Origin of the sequence: Cellulomonas gilvus ATCC 13127 (assembly GCF_000218545.1) — a bacterium.
Taxonomy (GTDB): domain Bacteria; phylum Actinomycetota; class Actinomycetes; order Actinomycetales; family Cellulomonadaceae; genus Cellulomonas; species Cellulomonas gilvus.
Genome location: NC_015671.1, coordinates 36645 through 51578, shown reverse-complemented (window position 1 = coordinate 51578; position 14934 = coordinate 36645). Strand labels below are relative to the sequence as shown.

The window sequence follows — 14934 nt, the reverse complement described above, 5'->3', positions numbered from 1 at the left end:
CCTCCCTGGAGGCTCGTCCTCGAGCCGGCGGTAAACATACCGTGCATCCGGCTTGTTTCACTGTGGACCACGCGTGGGCGCGGGTCAATGCACGCAGGGCGGACACTTCGGCTGACGACAAAAGCCGACCGTCCGCCTTGTTCCCACCTGTGCCGCTGGCTTACTGTCGGCCCAGGGAGAGCGCGCGAGGCGCCCCGGACGGAGGCCAGCGATGCGCGAGCGGACCGGTATCGAGCGCAAGCACGTGCACAAGCTCGACGCGTCGGCAGTGCTGGTCACCGGGGTCCGCGCCGGCGCGGCTCCCGAGGGCGCCGACGACGACGGCCCCGGCATAGCCGTCGGCTCGTCCTGGCACGTGGCCATCGAGCTGCCGCTCGACGTCGCGCACCCCGTCTACGCGCACCAGAGCGCGACGCTGCTGGGCCTCGAGGCGTTCCGCCAGGCCGGCACGGCGCTCGCGCACCTCGGCGGCGGCGTCCCGCTGGACCACAAGTTCATCGCGACGCGGATCGCGATGGAGTGGACGCAGGACCTGTCCGGCGTCACGGGGCTGGTGCCCGCCTCGATCGAGTTCCGCACGGTGCGCGCCGAGCACCGCCGCGGCGTCCTGGTGCGGCACGTGTTCGACGCGACCGTGACGGTCGGGGACGCCGTGGTCGCACAGGCCTCGGGCGACCTGCAGTGCGTGGACCCGCGCGTGCACGCACGGCTGCGCTCGGGTGCCCCCACCTGGGAGGAGGCCGAGCAGCGGCACGACCTCGCCGCGCTGGGCTCGGTGCGCACCACGGCCGACGGCCTGGACGCGTGGCTCGGCTGGGACGCGGACGACCGCATGGTGTTCGACCACGGCGTGGACCACATCCCCGCGATGCACCTGGCCCGGGCGGCCATGACGGCGCACCACCTGCTCACCGCGGACACCGCCGTCACGTCGCTCGACGTCCGCTGCTCGCGCTACGTGGACCTGGGCGCGCCCGCGGACGTGCACGCCACGCGGACCGCGGCCGGGACGCAGACCTCGTTCGCCCAGGGTGGCCACGTCGCCGCCACGGTCACGTGCGCGAGCGCCGCTCTCCCGCCGTTGAGCCGCCCGGCCGAGGTGCCCGCGAGAGCGCTGGTCTGACCTCGCGCGCGCTCAGGCGCGCTGCAGGACGTCCGGGATGATGTGCTCGCGACCGGGCGCGACGATGCCCGGGAGCATCACGGTCCACATCTCACGCAGCCGCGGCATGAGGTCGTCGAGCCGCGTCGTCGCGAACGAGACGGTCTGGATGCCGGTGAACGAGGCGACGAGCAGGCGGGACAGCGTGCCGGGCTCGAGCGTGTCCCGGATGTCACCCTGCGCGATCGCGTGCTCGATGACCACCTCGGTGGGAGCCGCCCACGCCTCGTACGTCGCGCCCGTGCCCTGCTCCGACTCCGGGATCTCCACGGCCAGGCGCATCGCGGCCAGGACCACCACGTCGTTCTTCATCTGCAGGCCCAGCTCACGCACCATCGAGACGAGGATCGCGAGCGCGCTCAGGTCGCTGGTCACGAACTGCTCCTGCAGCGCGGCGTTGGCCTCCTGCTGCTGCTCGATCACGGCCTGCGCGAGCAGCTCCTTGGAGCGGAAGTGGAAGTACATCGCACCCTTGGTCGCACCCGAGCGCTCCGCGATGTCCGCGATGCTCGCGCCCGTGAAGCCGTGCTCGATGAACTCCGTCGCTGCGGCCTCGATGATCGCGCGGCGCGTAGCGATCGCCCTCGCCTGCTGCGCCACGTGCTGCCTCCCCTGGCCGGCCCCTCGTCGAGCGTCACGGAAATATACCGAACGTTCCGCTTGAAACTGCGCGCGACGACGCCGCTGTGGGCGGAGACGACCGCCCGGGCGGGACAGGTCAGCCGAAGCGGCCGTTGACGTAGTCGGACGTCCGCTGGTCGCGGGGCGTGCCGAACATCGCGGGCGTCGGCCCGTGCTCGACGATCCCGCCCGGTGTCCCTGCCTCCGCCAGGAAGAATGCGCACCGGTCCGAGACGCGCGCGGCCTGCTGCATGTTGTGCGTGACGATCACGATGGTGACCTCACCGCGCAGCGCCGCGATGGTCTCCTCGACGCGCCGCGTGGACGTCGGGTCGAGCGCGGAGCACGGCTCGTCCATGAGGAGCACGCGCGGCCGGACCGCGAGGCTGCGCGCGATGCACAGACGCTGCTGCTGACCGCCGGACAGGCCGCCGCCCGGGGCGCGCAGGCGGTCCTTGACCTCGGACCACAGGCCCGCGCGGGTCAGGCACTCCTCGACCAGGTCGGCGCGCTCACGCGCGGAGACGCGCACGCCGGTCAGCGCGAGCCCTGCGGTGACGTTGTCCTGGATGGACATCGCGGGGAACGGGTTGGGCTTCTGGAACACCATGCCGACGTGGCGGCGCGCGTGCGTGACGCGGCGGCCCGGGTCGTAGATGTCCTCGCCCTCGAGCAGCACCTGACCGGCCAGCGCGGCCGACGGCACGAGCTCGTGCATGCGGTTGAGGATGCGCAGGAACGTGGACTTGCCGCACCCCGACGGGCCGATCAACGCGGTCACCTGCCCCGCGGGGATCACCAGCGAGACGCGCTCGAGCACCTTGTGCGAGCCGAACCACGCGGACACGTCCCGCGCCTCCATGGCCGCACGCTCGGGAGGCTGCGCCACGGGCGGCAGCACCATCGTGTCGTGCAGCAGGTCCCGGGCCGGGGCGGTGTCGAGGCTCACCGCACCACCCTGCCCGCGCACGACGACGCGGGGGTGAACGGCGGGCGAACGCGACCGGACGGCCCGGCGGACGCCGGGCCGGGAACCGGCACGGTCACACCAGGTTCGGCAGCAACGAGAACAGCTGGTCCACCGTGAGCGCCGCGCACAGCGCGACCACGGGCAGTCCCACGACCCAGGCCTGCCACCGGCCCCACCACCGCCGCATGACCACCAGCAGCACGGCCGCGGCCGCGAGCGCGGTCAGGCCCAGCAGGAACGTGGGCCACGCCGACGACTGACCGACGAACGCCTGCTCGTCGTCGCCCAGGACGGGTGCCGCGAGCACGCTCACGGGTGTGGGGAACGAAGGCGTGACGAGCTCGGCGTCCACGCGGACGAGCTCGTCGGGCAGCCAGCGCGCGCCGCTCGCACTGACGAGCGTGAGCCGGCCGTCACCCGGGCCGAGCGGGTCGGGCAGCGGGTCGCCCGCGCGCCGGACCCCCGTGACCGTGAACGTCGCCTCACCCTGACCCGTGGTCGTGCGGACGGTGTCACCGGGGCGCAGCTGGTCGATCCGGCCGAGCACGCCGCCGTACGCGTTCGCGCGGCCCATGAGCACGCTCGGCCCGGCCTGACCCGGCAGGACGGTGTCCCGGCGGTGACCGGCCCCCGACTTGAGCACCGACGACGTGGTCCCCTCGAGCACCACCTCGTCGACCCCCAGGCGGGGGATCTGCAGGATCGCGACGGGCGTGCCCGGGGCGACCAGCTCGTCGGACGGGGTGACCTGGCCGACGGGCGCGGTGCCGTTGGCCAGGTCGTACCGGAGGTCGGCCCGCGCGAGCCGCTGGTCGCGCGCGTGGTGCAGCGGCGAGAGCAGGACCGCGCCGGCCACCACGCCCACCGCGAGGGCGGCCACGATCGCCGACGTCGCACCGAGCAGGCGGGAGCGCTCGCTCGGTGGGACGGGGACGAGGGCGGTGTCCAGGCGGTGGGCGGTGGTGGTCATCGGCGGGTCAGACCACCTTGACGGTCTTGGTGACCGAGGCCTTGGCGACGGTCGCACTGCCCGCGTAGGTCACCACGAGCTTGTGCGAGCCGACCTTGAGGCCCTTGACCGTGAGCGTCGCCTTGCCGGCCTTGAGCGTCGCGGTGCCGAGGACCTTCGCGCCCTCCTTGACCGTGACCTTGCCCGTGGGGCTCACGCCCGTCGCGGTGACGGTGACCTTCACGGTCGCCGCCTTGCCCTTCGCGATGCTCGTCGGCGCGGTGACCGCGAGCTTGGCGGTGGCCTTGGCGACGGCCACCTTCACGACCGCGCTGGTGCTGCCCTTGACGGTCGCGGCGCCGGCCGGGGCGTAGACGGCCTTGAGCGCGTACGCGGTCTTGGTGGCCTTGATCGCGAGCGCGGCGGTGGTCTTGCCCGACGCGATCGAGACCGTGCCGAGCTTCGTCGTGCCGTCGAAGAACGTGACCGTGCCGGGCACGGGCTTGGTCGCGGTCACCGTGGCCGTGGCGGTGAACGCACGGCCCACGACGCGCGGCGAGCTGACCGTCACGCGCGTCGTCGAGGAGACCGCGGGTGCGGTCACCGTCAGCTGCTGCGCGGGCGACTCGGATGCGGCCACACCCGCCAGGCGCGGCACGAACACGCCGCGCACCGCGAGCGCACCGGCCGACGTGGGCGTGAACGTCCCCGAGGCGGTCGCGGCGCCCGCGGGCACCGCCACCGAGCCGAGCAGCGTGTCGGTCGCCGAGTACAGGCGGACCGTGCCACCGCCGTCGCCGACCGACGTCACCGCGACGTCGACGCCCACGGGGCTGCCCGCCACCGCGGTCGCGCTCGCCAGGGTCACGCTCGTCTGGCTCGTCGAGGGACGGTAGGCGCGCGTCGTGGTGTCGCCGCAGCTCACGCTGCCCGAGAGCAGGCCGAACCCGTAGGCCGTGATGGTCGCCGTCTCCTGGCAGACCAGCGAGCCGGTGCCGACGAACGTGCGCGCGACCTGCGACGTCGGGTCGTCGGCCAGGACCGACGGCACCACGTTGTAGACGGGGCGCGTGTAGGCGTTGAACGCGGGGTTGAGCGCGAGCGTGTGCGCGGCCTCGTCGCCCGTGGTGGGGACCACGCCGTTGACGCCGTTGATGTGCACGCCCGCGCGGTGGTCGGTCACCTTCGCGTTGCCCTGCGCGACCCACTGCGCGATCGAGAACGGCGCGATCGCGCCCGCGTTCTGCGCGACCGTGCCGGAGACCAGCGCCGCGCCCTTGTGCTCCTGCACCCCGGCGCCCGCGAAGTCCACGGCCTTGAGGTTCGGGTAGGTGCCGTCGGCGATCTGCTGCTCGGTGATGCCCATCTGGCCCAGCCAGTAGGAGCGCGTCCCGGAGCCCGCGGCGGGCAGGAACGACGTGATCGCGGTGACCGTGTCACCGGGCACCGGCACGTAGGACGGGCCCTGCAGCGAGGTCGCGCCTCCGTTCACGACGACCTGCGTGTACTCGCCCTTGTAGATCGAGACGAGCTGCGCCTTCGTGAGGTTCGCGGGGATCACCGAGTCGGGTGCGGTCGCGTAGGAGACCGCGTCGATCGCGAACGGCACGTAGGTCAGGACGCCCTCGGGGGTCACGTCGCTGCTGGACGGGCCGCTCGACGAGCGCGCGAACTGCACCTGACCGGCCAGCTGGGCCGTGGTCACGGTCGACGGGGTCGAGCCGAACACCGGGATCGACGCGGTCTCGGTCTGGCCGATCGCGACGCGCAGCAGGTCACGGCCGCCACCCGAGTTGTTGGCGCGCGGGACGGCCGTGCCGCCCGAGCGCGTGGTCACGGTCGCCGAGCCGGTCGCGTCGTAGGACGCGAGCACGCCGCCGCCGATCGCGGTGGCCAGACCGCCCACGACGTCCTGCGTCGTGTCCGAGCCGAGCCCGGCGAGCGTGCCGAACGTGCCGGCCGGCGGGTCCGCGAGCGCGGGGGTGCCGACCGTGCCGACGACGAGCGCGACGACGCCCGCGGTCAGGCCGATCCGCCCGAAGGTGGAGACCTTCATGGTGTTCCTCTCTGAGGCGAAGAAGGTGACGAGACGGTGCGGCCGAGCCGCGCCGCGCCGAACCTAGGAAGACCCGACGAACTCCAGGTGGCGCGGCCGGTAACGGCGCCCCATCCGGGTGCGAAGTTCGTCTCTCAAAGCGACGCCTCCCGCTCCGCGAGCACGCGCGAGCGACGCATGAGCAGCGGACCCGCGACCGCGCACGCCGCGCCGAGGCCGACCGAGCCGGCGACACCCAGGCGCGCGGGACCGAGCAGCCCCGCGCCGGTCAGCGGTGCCTGGGCCGACGGGCCCGCGACGCCCGTGTCCGGGTCGGCCGGGGGTGCGGCGGTGGTGGTCGGTGCGGGGGCCGGCGCGGGCGGCGCGGGCGGGGCCGCGGTGGGCGCCGCGGGTGCGGGCGTCGTCGGCTCGGACGTCGGCGTCGGGCTCGGGCTCGGCCCGGGTGTCGGGGGCGCGGTGGGGCACGCCTCGGCCGCCGCCGAGCCGTCCTGCAGCGCATCGGCCAGCTCGAGCGCGGTCTGCACGTCCTGCTCGTCGAGCGGGAGATAGCCCCGCGGCAGCAGCCCCTTGGCGTCACCGGGCTGCTGACCCGTGGTCACCGCGTACCGCAGGAGCGCGGCGTAGTCCGCGCGCTGGTCCTCGTCGGCCGCGCACACCGCGACACCCGCGTAGTCCACGAGCGCGAGCGGGTAGGCGCCGCGCACGCGGGCCGCGGGATCGGTCCGGCGCACGCCGTCGACGTCCGTGGGGACCATCGCGTCCACCGCCGCCCGCAGGCTGGGCGCATCCGCGGCGACCGCCTGACCGGCCGCGTTGACCAGGCGCGCGGTGCGCAGCCCGTAGCGCTGCGCGGACGCCAGGTCGGTGAGCGCGATCTCGAAGCGCTGCCCGGGCAGCTGCGCGCCCGACGAGACGAAGCCCGCGGGCACCTTGTTGGGCTCCCACACGATCTTGGCGCCCGCGTTGGCGCGTTGCGTCCGGACCGCGGCGTCGGCCATGTCGGACGTGTAGGGGCGCAGGTCGAGCGTCCCGTAGCCCGGCTCGGGCACGGTCTCGTCCTGACGGTGCGTGCTCAGGTCGGACTTGGGGAAGCTGTCCAGCTCCGGGTCGGACGCGAGGTCCAGCTGGCGGTAGACCGGGTTGATCCGCATGCCGTGCTCGTCGGGCTCGCCCTGCAGGAACGCACGCGCGAACGGGTCCGCGACCACCCAGCGCCAGACCTCGGCGTACGCGTCCGACGAGCCGAGCGAGACCATGAGGCCCTCGGGCGCGGCGGTGGGCAGGAACTGCGCCATCTCCGGGTTGAGCGCGACGAACTCGGGGTCGTTGACGATGCTGCGCGGGTTGGTGGTGAGCGGCTCGGTGGTCCCGCCGCCCGGCACGTCCGCGCGGTAGGACTGCGTGAGCAGCTTGGCCACGAGCCGCGCGTTGAGCACCAGGTCCTCCACGGGCGTCCCGACGCGGCCGGCGTCCGGGCTGTCCGCGCGCAGCGCACGGTCCACCTGGTAGGCGATCACCACGGCGCCCTGCGCGACCGGGGCGTACGCCAGGCCACGGCCCTTGGCCACGTCCACGGCGACGGGCTGGTTGACCACGGCGAACCGGGACGCGCCCTCGACCGCGCTCACCAGCTGCTGACGCGCCTCGTCGTCGCCGATCTGGGAGTAGCCGTACGTCGTGCCCGTCGCGCACAGCGCGGGCTGCCAGGACGTCATCGCGGCCGAGAACAGCTCGTTGCCGACCAGGCGCTGCTCCGCGCCGCCGATCGCGCACGACGAGCCGATGCCCGAGAACCGCAGCGGGAACACCATGCGGTTGGCCCACACCGACGCGGTGAGCGGTGAGCCCTCGAGCGCGCCGGAGGGCGTGCCCTGGGCGGACGAGCCGTCGGCGAGCAGCTCGCCACGTGGCACGACGACCAGCCAGCAGCTGCGCGCGGCGCCCTGCTCGAGCCGTTCGCCGCAGCCAAGGTGCGGCGCCTCGAGCGCGGTCTGCACCTCGAACGTCGCGGCGCCCGTGCCGTCCTCACCTGTGCGGGCGCCCGTGATCTCGTTGGTCGACGTCGGCGTGAAGAAGTCCGAGACGTCGGTCACGGGCGAGCCGCCGACGGGGTGGAACGGCGTCGTGTAGGCCTTGAGGAACGGGTTGGTGACCGGTGGCGGGACGCGGTGCGCCTCGTCGTAGACCTGCTCGGGGTCCTCGCCCGCCTTGAGCGTGCGCAGCCCCACGCGGTCGCCCAGCAGCGAGGACAGCGCCGGGTTGGGCGCGCCCCACTGGCACTGCTCGGGCGTCGGGCCCGTGGCCGCATCCCCCCAGCACTGCATGACCTGCAGGAAGTTCGTCGCGAACCGCCCCGCGCTGGTGGGCCGTGCACCCGACCACGTGACGACGACCCCCTGGTGCGTCAGGTCCTGGGTCTGGCTCACCGTGACCTGCAGGTCCCGGAACGTCGCGTAGTCGTCGTCCGACCGGTCCCGCTCCCCCACCACCGACGCGTCGGACCACGCCTGCACCACCTGCGAACCGCCCTCGTTCGCCCCGGGGACACCGACGCCCTGCGGCACCGCACCGGCCGCCGCGCTGCCGCTCGCGAGCAGGAGCGACGTGCCGAGCGCCGCCACGAGCAGCCCGGCCGCCGTCAGACCCGCACCCGCACGGCGCAGCTGCCGCGCGTTCACGCGGCCACCCCGGCGGACCGGCGCGACCGCGCCACGAGCGGCGGGACCACCACGGTCGCGAGCAGCAGCACGCAGGCCGCGACCACGGCCCAGGGGCTCAGACCGCTCGCACCGGTCGCGGACGTCTCGACGGGCATCGACACCACCTGGGTGCACACGCCGGTGTCGTCCTCGCACACCACGGGCCCGCCGCCGGTGACCGCGTCCCAGCCCTGCGGTCCGCCGCCGCCACCGCCCGTGCCGTCCGTGCCGGTGCCCGAGCCGGGCCCGGTGGTCGACCCGTCGTCGGGCGTCCCGGCGCCCTCGTCGTCTCCCGTGCCCGTGCCGCCGCCGTCCGTGCCGCCGTCGTCACCCGGACCGCCGTCGTCACCGCCGTCACCCGGGTCGGGTGCGCCCGGCGCGCCGCCGGTCGGCCGGTCGCACTGCTCGGTCGCGTCCCGGTGGTCGCACTTCGACGGGTGCGGCGCCTTCTCGGCGAGCGTGTTGCCGCCGTCGGAGGAGAACGTCGGGTTGTTGCACTTCGCGATGTCGGTGGTCACCGTGGTCGAGCCCGGGATCTTGACGATCTGCTCCATGCCGGCCTTGACCAGGTTGATCGGCAGGGGCGAGTACCCGAGCACCTCGGCCTGCTGCTGGCCCTCGCACAGGAAGTAGTTGGCGAACGCGCCGAGCGTGTACCCCTTCGCGGTCGTGAACCCGTTCTCCGTGCCCGTGGGCACCACGATGTAGGAGTAGGACGACAGCGGGTACGTCCGGTCGTCGCGGTTGGTGAACACGCCGGTGAGGTCCTGCGTGAGGTAGCTGGGCGAGCCCTCGTCGGTGTTGATGCGCGCACCCAGCAGCCCCACCGCGACGTTCGAGGCGGTGGGCTCCACGAAGTAGTCGGCCGAGTTGAGCACCTTCGCCACCGGGTAACCGGTCTTGAGCGCGTAGGAGTATTCGACGTACGTGATCGTGCCCTCGTTGCCGGTCTGCGCGACGTAGCCCGCGACGCCCTGCGAGTTCGGCTGCGCGACGAAGCCGCGCCCCGGGACCACGGGGTAGGTGGACGTCACGCCGCACGGCGTGGACCGCCCCGCGGCACGGCAGTACGCGTCCCATGCCGAGCGGTGCTGCGAGGCCATCCACGTGGCGAACTGGGCGGTCGAGCCCGAGCCGTCCGAGCGCACCACCGGGACGATCTTGCGCTTGGGGAGCTGCAGGGACGGGTTGTCGTCCGCGATGAGCGGGTCGTCCCACGTGGTGATCGTGCCCGTGAAGATGCCGGTGATCGCCTCGCCCGAAAGCCGCAGGTTGGTGATCCGCTTGCCGCCGGACGTGAGGTTGTACATGAACGCGGTCCCGCCCGCGACGATCGGCAGGTACACGAACCCGCGCGTGGGCGGCGTGTCCACCACGCCGCCGTCCTTGAGCCCGTACGGGATCTCGGTGATCGCGAAGTCGACCGTGCCGGCCTTGAACTGGTTGCGGCCGTCGGACGATCCCGTGCTCGCGTAGTTGATGCGCATGCCGTACTGCTCGACGTTGCGCCGCCACTGGTCCACGGCGTTCGAGCTCCAGGACGAGCCGGCTCCGTTGACGGGGACGAACGACTCGGCGGCGGCCGGTGCGGCGCCGAGCAGCCCGACGAGCAGCACGCCGACCGCGGTCACGGCGGCGCGCAGGCGGTGGTTCACGGGGTCTCCTCGAGAGGTTCCGGGGCACGGACGGGACGCCGGCCACGGGGTCGGCGGGGGGCGGGCGCGAGCGCGGGCGCGAGGGTGGGCGCGGTGGCGTCGCGGGCACGGCCTCGGTCACGCGCGGCCACCCGCCGCAGGCGGCGGTCCTCACGCGCCTGGGGCGTGCGTCCGCCGACCACACGGGCCGCGACGAACAGCAGCAGCACGAGCAGCATCAGGACCGCGGCCGTGCCGAACCCGCGCGCGACCATCGTGGGTTCGGGCGACTTGACGAACTGGAAGATCGCGAGCGGCAGCGAGACCATCGGGCCCTGCGTCGGGTCGGCGTTCATGGCGGCGGTGAAGCCCGAGGTCAGCAGTACGGGAGACGTCTCGCCGATGCCGCGCGCGGTCGCGAGGATGACCGCCGTGGTCAGCCCCGAACGTGCGGTCGGCAGCACGACGTGCGTCACGGTCCGCAGCTGCCCGGCCCCCAGCGCGTAGGACGCCTCCTTGAGCGTCCCGGGGACCAGGCGCAGCACCACGTCCGAGGACCGGACCATGATCGGCAGCATCATGATGCTGATCGCCGTCGCGGCCGCGAGCCCCGACTTGGGCACCCCGAGCGCCAGGATCAGCGTCGCGTACACGAACAGCCCCGCGACGATCGACGGCAGCGCGGTCATGGCCTCCACGACGGTCCGCACCAGGCGGGCCAGGCGTCCCGGCATCTCGCTCAGGAACAGCGCGGTCAGCAGCCCGAGCGGGACGGTGATCGCCAGCGCGATCGTGATCTGCAGGAGCGTCCCGACGATCGCGTGCACGATCCCGCCACGGTCCAGCGGGTCGAGCGGGCCGGCCTGCGCCATGTCCTGCGTGAAGAAGTTGACGTGCGGCAGCGCGGTCGCGCCGCGCGCGACGGTGAACACCACGACGAAGCCGAGCGTCAGCACCACGGCACCCGCGAGGCCGTGCACGACGACTGCGACCAGGCGGTCCCGCACCATCACGGCGCCCTCGGTGAGCGAGACCAGGAGCGCGTACAGCGCGAGGAACGTCACCGCGGCCAGCGCGCCGAACCCCAGCGGATGGTTGATCGGCAGCACCTGGGAGGCCAGCAGCCCGGTGAGCGCGAGCGCCGCGACGGCCGCGCCGGCCACGTCCAGCACGTCCCCGAGGCGCGTGCCGCGCAGCTGACGACGTTGCTCCACGGCGCGCGCGACGGGTGCGGCCGGCGGCGGGAGCGGGCCGGGCGTGGGGGGCGTGTCCGGGGGTGCCGCCGGCGGGGCGGTCGGCGGCTCGGCGACCAGCGTCATCAGCTGCTCGCCCCCGACCGCGAGCGCGCGACCACCGAGGACGCCGCGAAGTTCACGACGAGCGTCATGAGGAACAGCGCCAGGCCCGCGGCCATCAGCGCCGACATGCCGAACGGCGTCGACTCGCCGTAGCGCAGCGCGATCAGCGAGGACACCGAGCTGCCGCCGTTCGCCAGCACGTGCCACTGGATGGCGAACACGGGCGAGATGATCATGTAGACCGCGATCGTCTCCCCGAGCGCACGGCCCAGGCCCAGCATGGTGCCGCCGATGATGCCGCCCTTGCCGAACGGGAGCACCACCGCGCGGATCATGCCCCAGCGCGTCGAGCCGAGCGCGAGCGCACCCTCGCGCTCACCCACGGGAGCCTGCGAGAACACCTCCCGCATGATCGAGGCGATCACCGGCGTGATCATCATCGCCACCACCAGGCCCGCGATGAACGTGGACGACGTGTAGACCGTCGCGCTCGCGAGCGGGTCGTCGGGGTCCGTGCCCGGCACCCGGAACGGCGGGAACCACGCGAAGGTCGTCGACAGCCACCGCGCCAGTCCGGTGACGTGACCCTGCAGGAAGAAGAAGCCCCACAGCCCGAACACCACGGACGGGATCGCGGCCATGAGGTCGACCGTGCTGGTCAGCGCGGCCTTGACGCGCGGCGGCGCGAACTCGTTGATGTAGAGCGCGACGCCCAGGGCGAACGGCACGGCCACCAGGATCGCGACGAGCGCGATGAGCACCGTCCCGACGAGGATCGCGGCGATCCCGAAGTTGCCCGAGTCCGGCTCCCACGCCTGCGTCGTGAGGAAGGACCACCCCGAGACCCGCAGCGCGTCCCACGCGCGCAGCAGCAGGAACCCGCCGACGGTCGCCATGACGACGAGCACGCCGATGCCGCTGACCGTGAGCACCGCCCGGAAGGCGCGGTCGCTGGGCGCTCGCCGCGTGCTGATGCGGCGCGGCACGTCGATGGCAGCCATCGGGCGCTGCGCTCCTCCCGCCGGGCACGGCCGGCCCGTCCACCGGGTCCCGGTCGGTCGGCCGGGCGGCCCGACGATGGCAGCCGCGGGTGACGGGAGGGCGAACGGTCAGGAACCGCGGGAGGACGCGGGGGCGTCGGCCGACCGATGACCGGACATCGGCGGCAGGCGCGCCGGGGTCAGGCGACCGACGGGGTGCGCGCGCGCCGCACGCCTTGGACCGCGAGCGCGAGGCCCAGCCGGTCGGCGAGGCCGTCGACCTGCACCAGGGCCGGTGCGCCGTGCTCGCGGTACAGGTCCACGAGCGACGCGAGCTCGTCGCGGCCGCCGTACGCGCACGTGTGCTCGAGGAGCGTGGTCGCGCCGTCGTGCACCAGGTACGTGACGGCACCCGTGAACTCCTCGGCCGGCGTCACGCGGAAGCGCACCGGCCCGACGAGCACCGGATCGGGCAGCACCCGGCCGCGCACGTGCGCGAGCCGCAGCAGCGCGGCGATCCCCTCCGCCTCGATCGGGTCCAGGCCCGCGCACGCGTCGAGCGCGTCCATGTCCACCAGCACGACGCAGCGCTCGTCGGGCGCGTCGGTGCCCGGGTGCCAGGAGGCGTCCACCTCGATCGTGAGGAACCCGTCGCACGCGCTCCACGCGGTGCGCACGCACTCGAACCGCTCCGCGGCGGACATCGCGTGCAGGGGGTTGCGGCGCGACGTCGTGACCGCGCCGCACGAGCAGGAGATCGTCACCATGCCCCCAGGGTGCTCCCGACCACCCACACGCCCGCCCCGGCACGCCGGGAGGCGCACGATCCGCACGATCGTGCGGTCGGCGTGCAGCGGGAGCCCGGGGTCGGGAGACTGGGCGGTGGCATGCGGCGCAGGGCCCGTGCCGGTGCGGGAGGTGGACGCGATGGGCATCGACGACCTCGTGGCGAAGGCCAAGGGTGCGCTCTCGGGGCACGAGGAGCAGGCCAAGGACGCGCTCGACAAGGCGGCCGACGCGCTCAAGGCGCGCACGGACGACGGGACCGACGCGAAGGTCGACCAGGTGGTCGACAAGGCCAAGGACCTGCTCGACGAGCAGAAGGGTGACCGCACCACCCCGTGAGGACCCCCTGAGGCCGAACGGGTGCGTCACGGCCGCCGTCGGCTGCCGCGCGGATACCATCGAGCAGACGCGCGTCGTCGCCGACGGCGCCGTCATGCGTGCTGCGCGTGCGGTGCGTGGCAGAGTGCGGACGGAAGGAGGTGGGCGGATGGGATTCCTGGACAAGTTCGAGAACGGCGTCGAGCGCGCGGTGAACAACGCGTTCGCCCGGACCTTCCGCAGCGACCTCAAGCCCGTGGACATGGCGAGCCGGCTGCGCCGCGAGGTCGACGAGCGCGCGGCCGTGGTGGGCCGTGACCGCACCGTCGTGCCGAACGAGTTCACCATCGAGCTCTCCACGCCGGACTACGACCAGGTCGAGGCGTGGGGCGCGGAGGCGCTCGCCGACGAGTTCGCCGCGAACGTCACGGACTACGCCGCCAGCCAGCGCTACGCGTTCGTCGGGCCGGTCACGGTGAGCTTCACCGAGGACACCGAGCTCGAGGCGGGGCGCTTCGAGGTGCACAGCGCCACGGTGCGCGGCGCGGTCGCACCGGCCACCGCCGCGGCGCCCAGCCCGCGTCACCCGCTGCTGGACATCGACGGGCAGCGCTACCTGCTGACCGGCCCCGTCACGGTGATCGGCCGCGGCTCGGAGGCGGACATCATCGTCGACGACCCGGGCGTGTCCCGCCGCCACCTGGAGATCCGGGTCAACCCCGACGGCGTCGTCGCGAGCGACATGGGATCCACCAACGGCCTGTTCGTCGAGGGTCACAAGGTCCCCGCGGCGACGTTGCTGGACGGGAACACCCTGACCATCGGCCGGACACGCATCCTGTTCTGGACGGGCGGCGACGCGGACGCTGACGAGTGAGCCGGCCGAGCACGCGCACGGCCCCGTCGAGCCGCGCGACGCACGAGCAGGTGAGCCGGACGCGATGAGCGAGCTGACCGTCACCCTGCTGCGGCTGGGCTACCTGGCCCTGCTGTGGCTGCTGGTGCTGTCCTCGATCGCGGTGCTCCGGCGCGACCTGTACGGGACCCGGATCACCAAGCGCCGCTCGTCGGCCCCGCAGCCCGCACCCGCGGCACCCGCGGCGCCCGGAGCTCCGCCCGTGACCGCGCCGACGCCCGCGGTCAGCCCGCGTGCGGCACGCGGCACGCGCCAGTCCCGCCTGGTGGTCACGCAGGGTCCGCTCACGGGCACGATCGTGCCGCTCACGCAGTCGGCGGTGCTGATCGGCCGCGCACCCGGCTGCACGCTGGTGCTCGACGACGACTACTCGAGCTCGCGCCACGCGCGCATCTACCCGCAGGGCGGCGACTGGTACGTCGAGGACCTCGGCTCGACCAACGGGACGTTCGTCGGCGAGCAGCGCGTCGAGCAGCCCGTCAGGCTGGCCCCCGGATCCACGGTGCGCGTCGGGCGCAGCGTGGTCGAGCTGCAGGGGTAGGGCC

13 protein-coding genes are annotated in these 14934 nt (G+C 73.7%); 4 read left to right on the top strand and 9 right to left on the bottom strand.

Annotated features, from left to right (window positions below):
* Nucleotides 1–211 precede the first annotated feature (211 nt).
* Nucleotides 212–1123: an AfsA-related hotdog domain-containing protein gene (locus CELGI_RS00230; protein WP_013882108.1), complete on the top strand. Its 912-nt coding sequence runs from the start codon at nt 212–214 to the stop codon at nt 1121–1123.
* A 12-nt stretch (nt 1124–1135) separates the two neighbouring features.
* Here the strand turns inward: CELGI_RS00230 and CELGI_RS00225 are convergent, their stop codons facing one another.
* The 9 genes from CELGI_RS00225 to CELGI_RS00185 form a co-directional block, all read right to left on the bottom strand.
* Complete coding sequence (locus tag CELGI_RS00225) at nt 1136–1762, bottom strand: ScbR family autoregulator-binding transcription factor (protein WP_013882107.1); 627 nt, start codon at nt 1760–1762, stop codon at nt 1136–1138.
* A gap of 118 nt (nt 1763–1880) precedes the next feature.
* Nucleotides 1881–2687, bottom strand: a complete 807-nt coding sequence (locus CELGI_RS00220) for a phosphate ABC transporter ATP-binding protein (protein WP_041574259.1) — start codon at nt 2685–2687, stop codon at nt 1881–1883.
* Nucleotides 2688–2826: 139 nt separating this feature from the next.
* Entirely contained in the window at nt 2827–3723 is an 897-nt protein-coding gene (locus tag CELGI_RS00215) for a sortase (RefSeq protein WP_013882105.1), read from the bottom strand.
* A 7-nt stretch (nt 3724–3730) separates the two neighbouring features.
* Nucleotides 3731–5758, bottom strand: a complete 2028-nt coding sequence (locus CELGI_RS00210; protein WP_013882104.1) for an Ig-like domain repeat protein — start codon at nt 5756–5758, stop codon at nt 3731–3733.
* 134 nt (nt 5759–5892) lie between these two features.
* Nucleotides 5893–8436, bottom strand: coding sequence for a hypothetical protein (locus CELGI_RS17225; RefSeq protein ID WP_013882103.1), 2544 nt, complete (start codon nt 8434–8436; stop codon nt 5893–5895).
* The gene (locus CELGI_RS00200; RefSeq protein WP_013882102.1) at nt 8433–10112 is read right to left on the bottom strand and encodes a phosphate ABC transporter substrate-binding protein PstS; all 1680 of its coding nucleotides are present in this window, start codon (nt 10110–10112) and stop codon (nt 8433–8435) included. The genes CELGI_RS17225 and CELGI_RS00200 overlap by 4 nt, the downstream gene beginning before the upstream one ends.
* A complete protein-coding gene (pstA, locus tag CELGI_RS00195) occupies nt 10109–11410 on the bottom strand; it encodes a phosphate ABC transporter permease PstA (RefSeq protein WP_013882101.1) in 1302 nt (433 codons plus the stop codon). Before pstA ends, CELGI_RS00200 begins: the two co-directional genes overlap by 4 nt.
* The gene (pstC, locus tag CELGI_RS00190) at nt 11410–12390 is read right to left on the bottom strand and encodes a phosphate ABC transporter permease subunit PstC (protein ID WP_013882100.1); all 981 of its coding nucleotides are present in this window, start codon (nt 12388–12390) and stop codon (nt 11410–11412) included. The genes pstA and pstC overlap by 1 nt, the downstream gene beginning before the upstream one ends.
* A 179-nt stretch (nt 12391–12569) precedes the next feature.
* Nucleotides 12570–13136 (bottom strand): hypothetical protein, encoded by a 567-nt coding sequence (locus CELGI_RS00185; RefSeq protein ID WP_150104617.1) that lies wholly within the window; start codon nt 13134–13136, stop codon nt 12570–12572.
* Nucleotides 13137–13296: 160 nt separating this feature from the next.
* On the opposite strand from CELGI_RS00185, the gene CELGI_RS00180 reads away from it, so the two are divergent.
* The 3 genes from CELGI_RS00180 (at nt 13297) to CELGI_RS00170 (ending at nt 14930) form a co-directional block, all read left to right on the top strand.
* Nucleotides 13297–13494 carry an antitoxin gene (locus CELGI_RS00180; RefSeq protein ID WP_013882099.1) on the top strand — a complete coding sequence of 66 codons (198 nt, stop codon included), beginning with the start codon at nt 13297–13299 and terminating at the stop codon, nt 13492–13494.
* A 148-nt stretch (nt 13495–13642) separates the two neighbouring features.
* Nucleotides 13643–14350: an FhaA domain-containing protein gene (locus CELGI_RS00175; protein ID WP_013882098.1), complete on the top strand. Its 708-nt coding sequence runs from the start codon at nt 13643–13645 to the stop codon at nt 14348–14350.
* A 64-nt stretch (nt 14351–14414) separates the two neighbouring features.
* Nucleotides 14415–14930 carry an FHA domain-containing protein FhaB/FipA gene (locus tag CELGI_RS00170; RefSeq protein ID WP_013882097.1) on the top strand — a complete coding sequence of 172 codons (516 nt, stop codon included), beginning with the start codon at nt 14415–14417 and terminating at the stop codon, nt 14928–14930.
* Nucleotides 14931–14934 lie beyond the last annotated feature (4 nt).

Coding starts and splice junctions, on each gene's coding strand:
- pstC (WP_013882100.1), bottom strand. CDS start 12,390: ATGGCTGCCATCGACGTGCCGCGCCGCATCAGCACGCGGCGAGCGCCC.
- CELGI_RS00185 (WP_150104617.1), bottom strand. CDS start 13,136: ATGGTGACGATCTCCTGCTCGTGCGGCGCGGTCACGACGTCGCGCCGC.
- CELGI_RS00220 (WP_041574259.1), bottom strand. CDS start 2,687: ATGGTGCTGCCGCCCGTGGCGCAGCCTCCCGAGCGTGCGGCCATGGAG.
- CELGI_RS00170 (WP_013882097.1), top strand. CDS start 14,415: ATGAGCGAGCTGACCGTCACCCTGCTGCGGCTGGGCTACCTGGCCCTG.
- CELGI_RS00210 (WP_013882104.1), bottom strand. CDS start 5,758: ATGAAGGTCTCCACCTTCGGGCGGATCGGCCTGACCGCGGGCGTCGTC.
- CELGI_RS00230 (WP_013882108.1), top strand. CDS start 212: ATGCGCGAGCGGACCGGTATCGAGCGCAAGCACGTGCACAAGCTCGAC.
- CELGI_RS00215 (WP_013882105.1), bottom strand. CDS start 3,723: ATGACCACCACCGCCCACCGCCTGGACACCGCCCTCGTCCCCGTCCCA.
- pstA (WP_013882101.1), bottom strand. CDS start 11,410: ATGACGCTGGTCGCCGAGCCGCCGACCGCCCCGCCGGCGGCACCCCCG.
- CELGI_RS00175 (WP_013882098.1), top strand. CDS start 13,643: ATGGGATTCCTGGACAAGTTCGAGAACGGCGTCGAGCGCGCGGTGAAC.
- CELGI_RS00180 (WP_013882099.1), top strand. CDS start 13,297: ATGGGCATCGACGACCTCGTGGCGAAGGCCAAGGGTGCGCTCTCGGGG.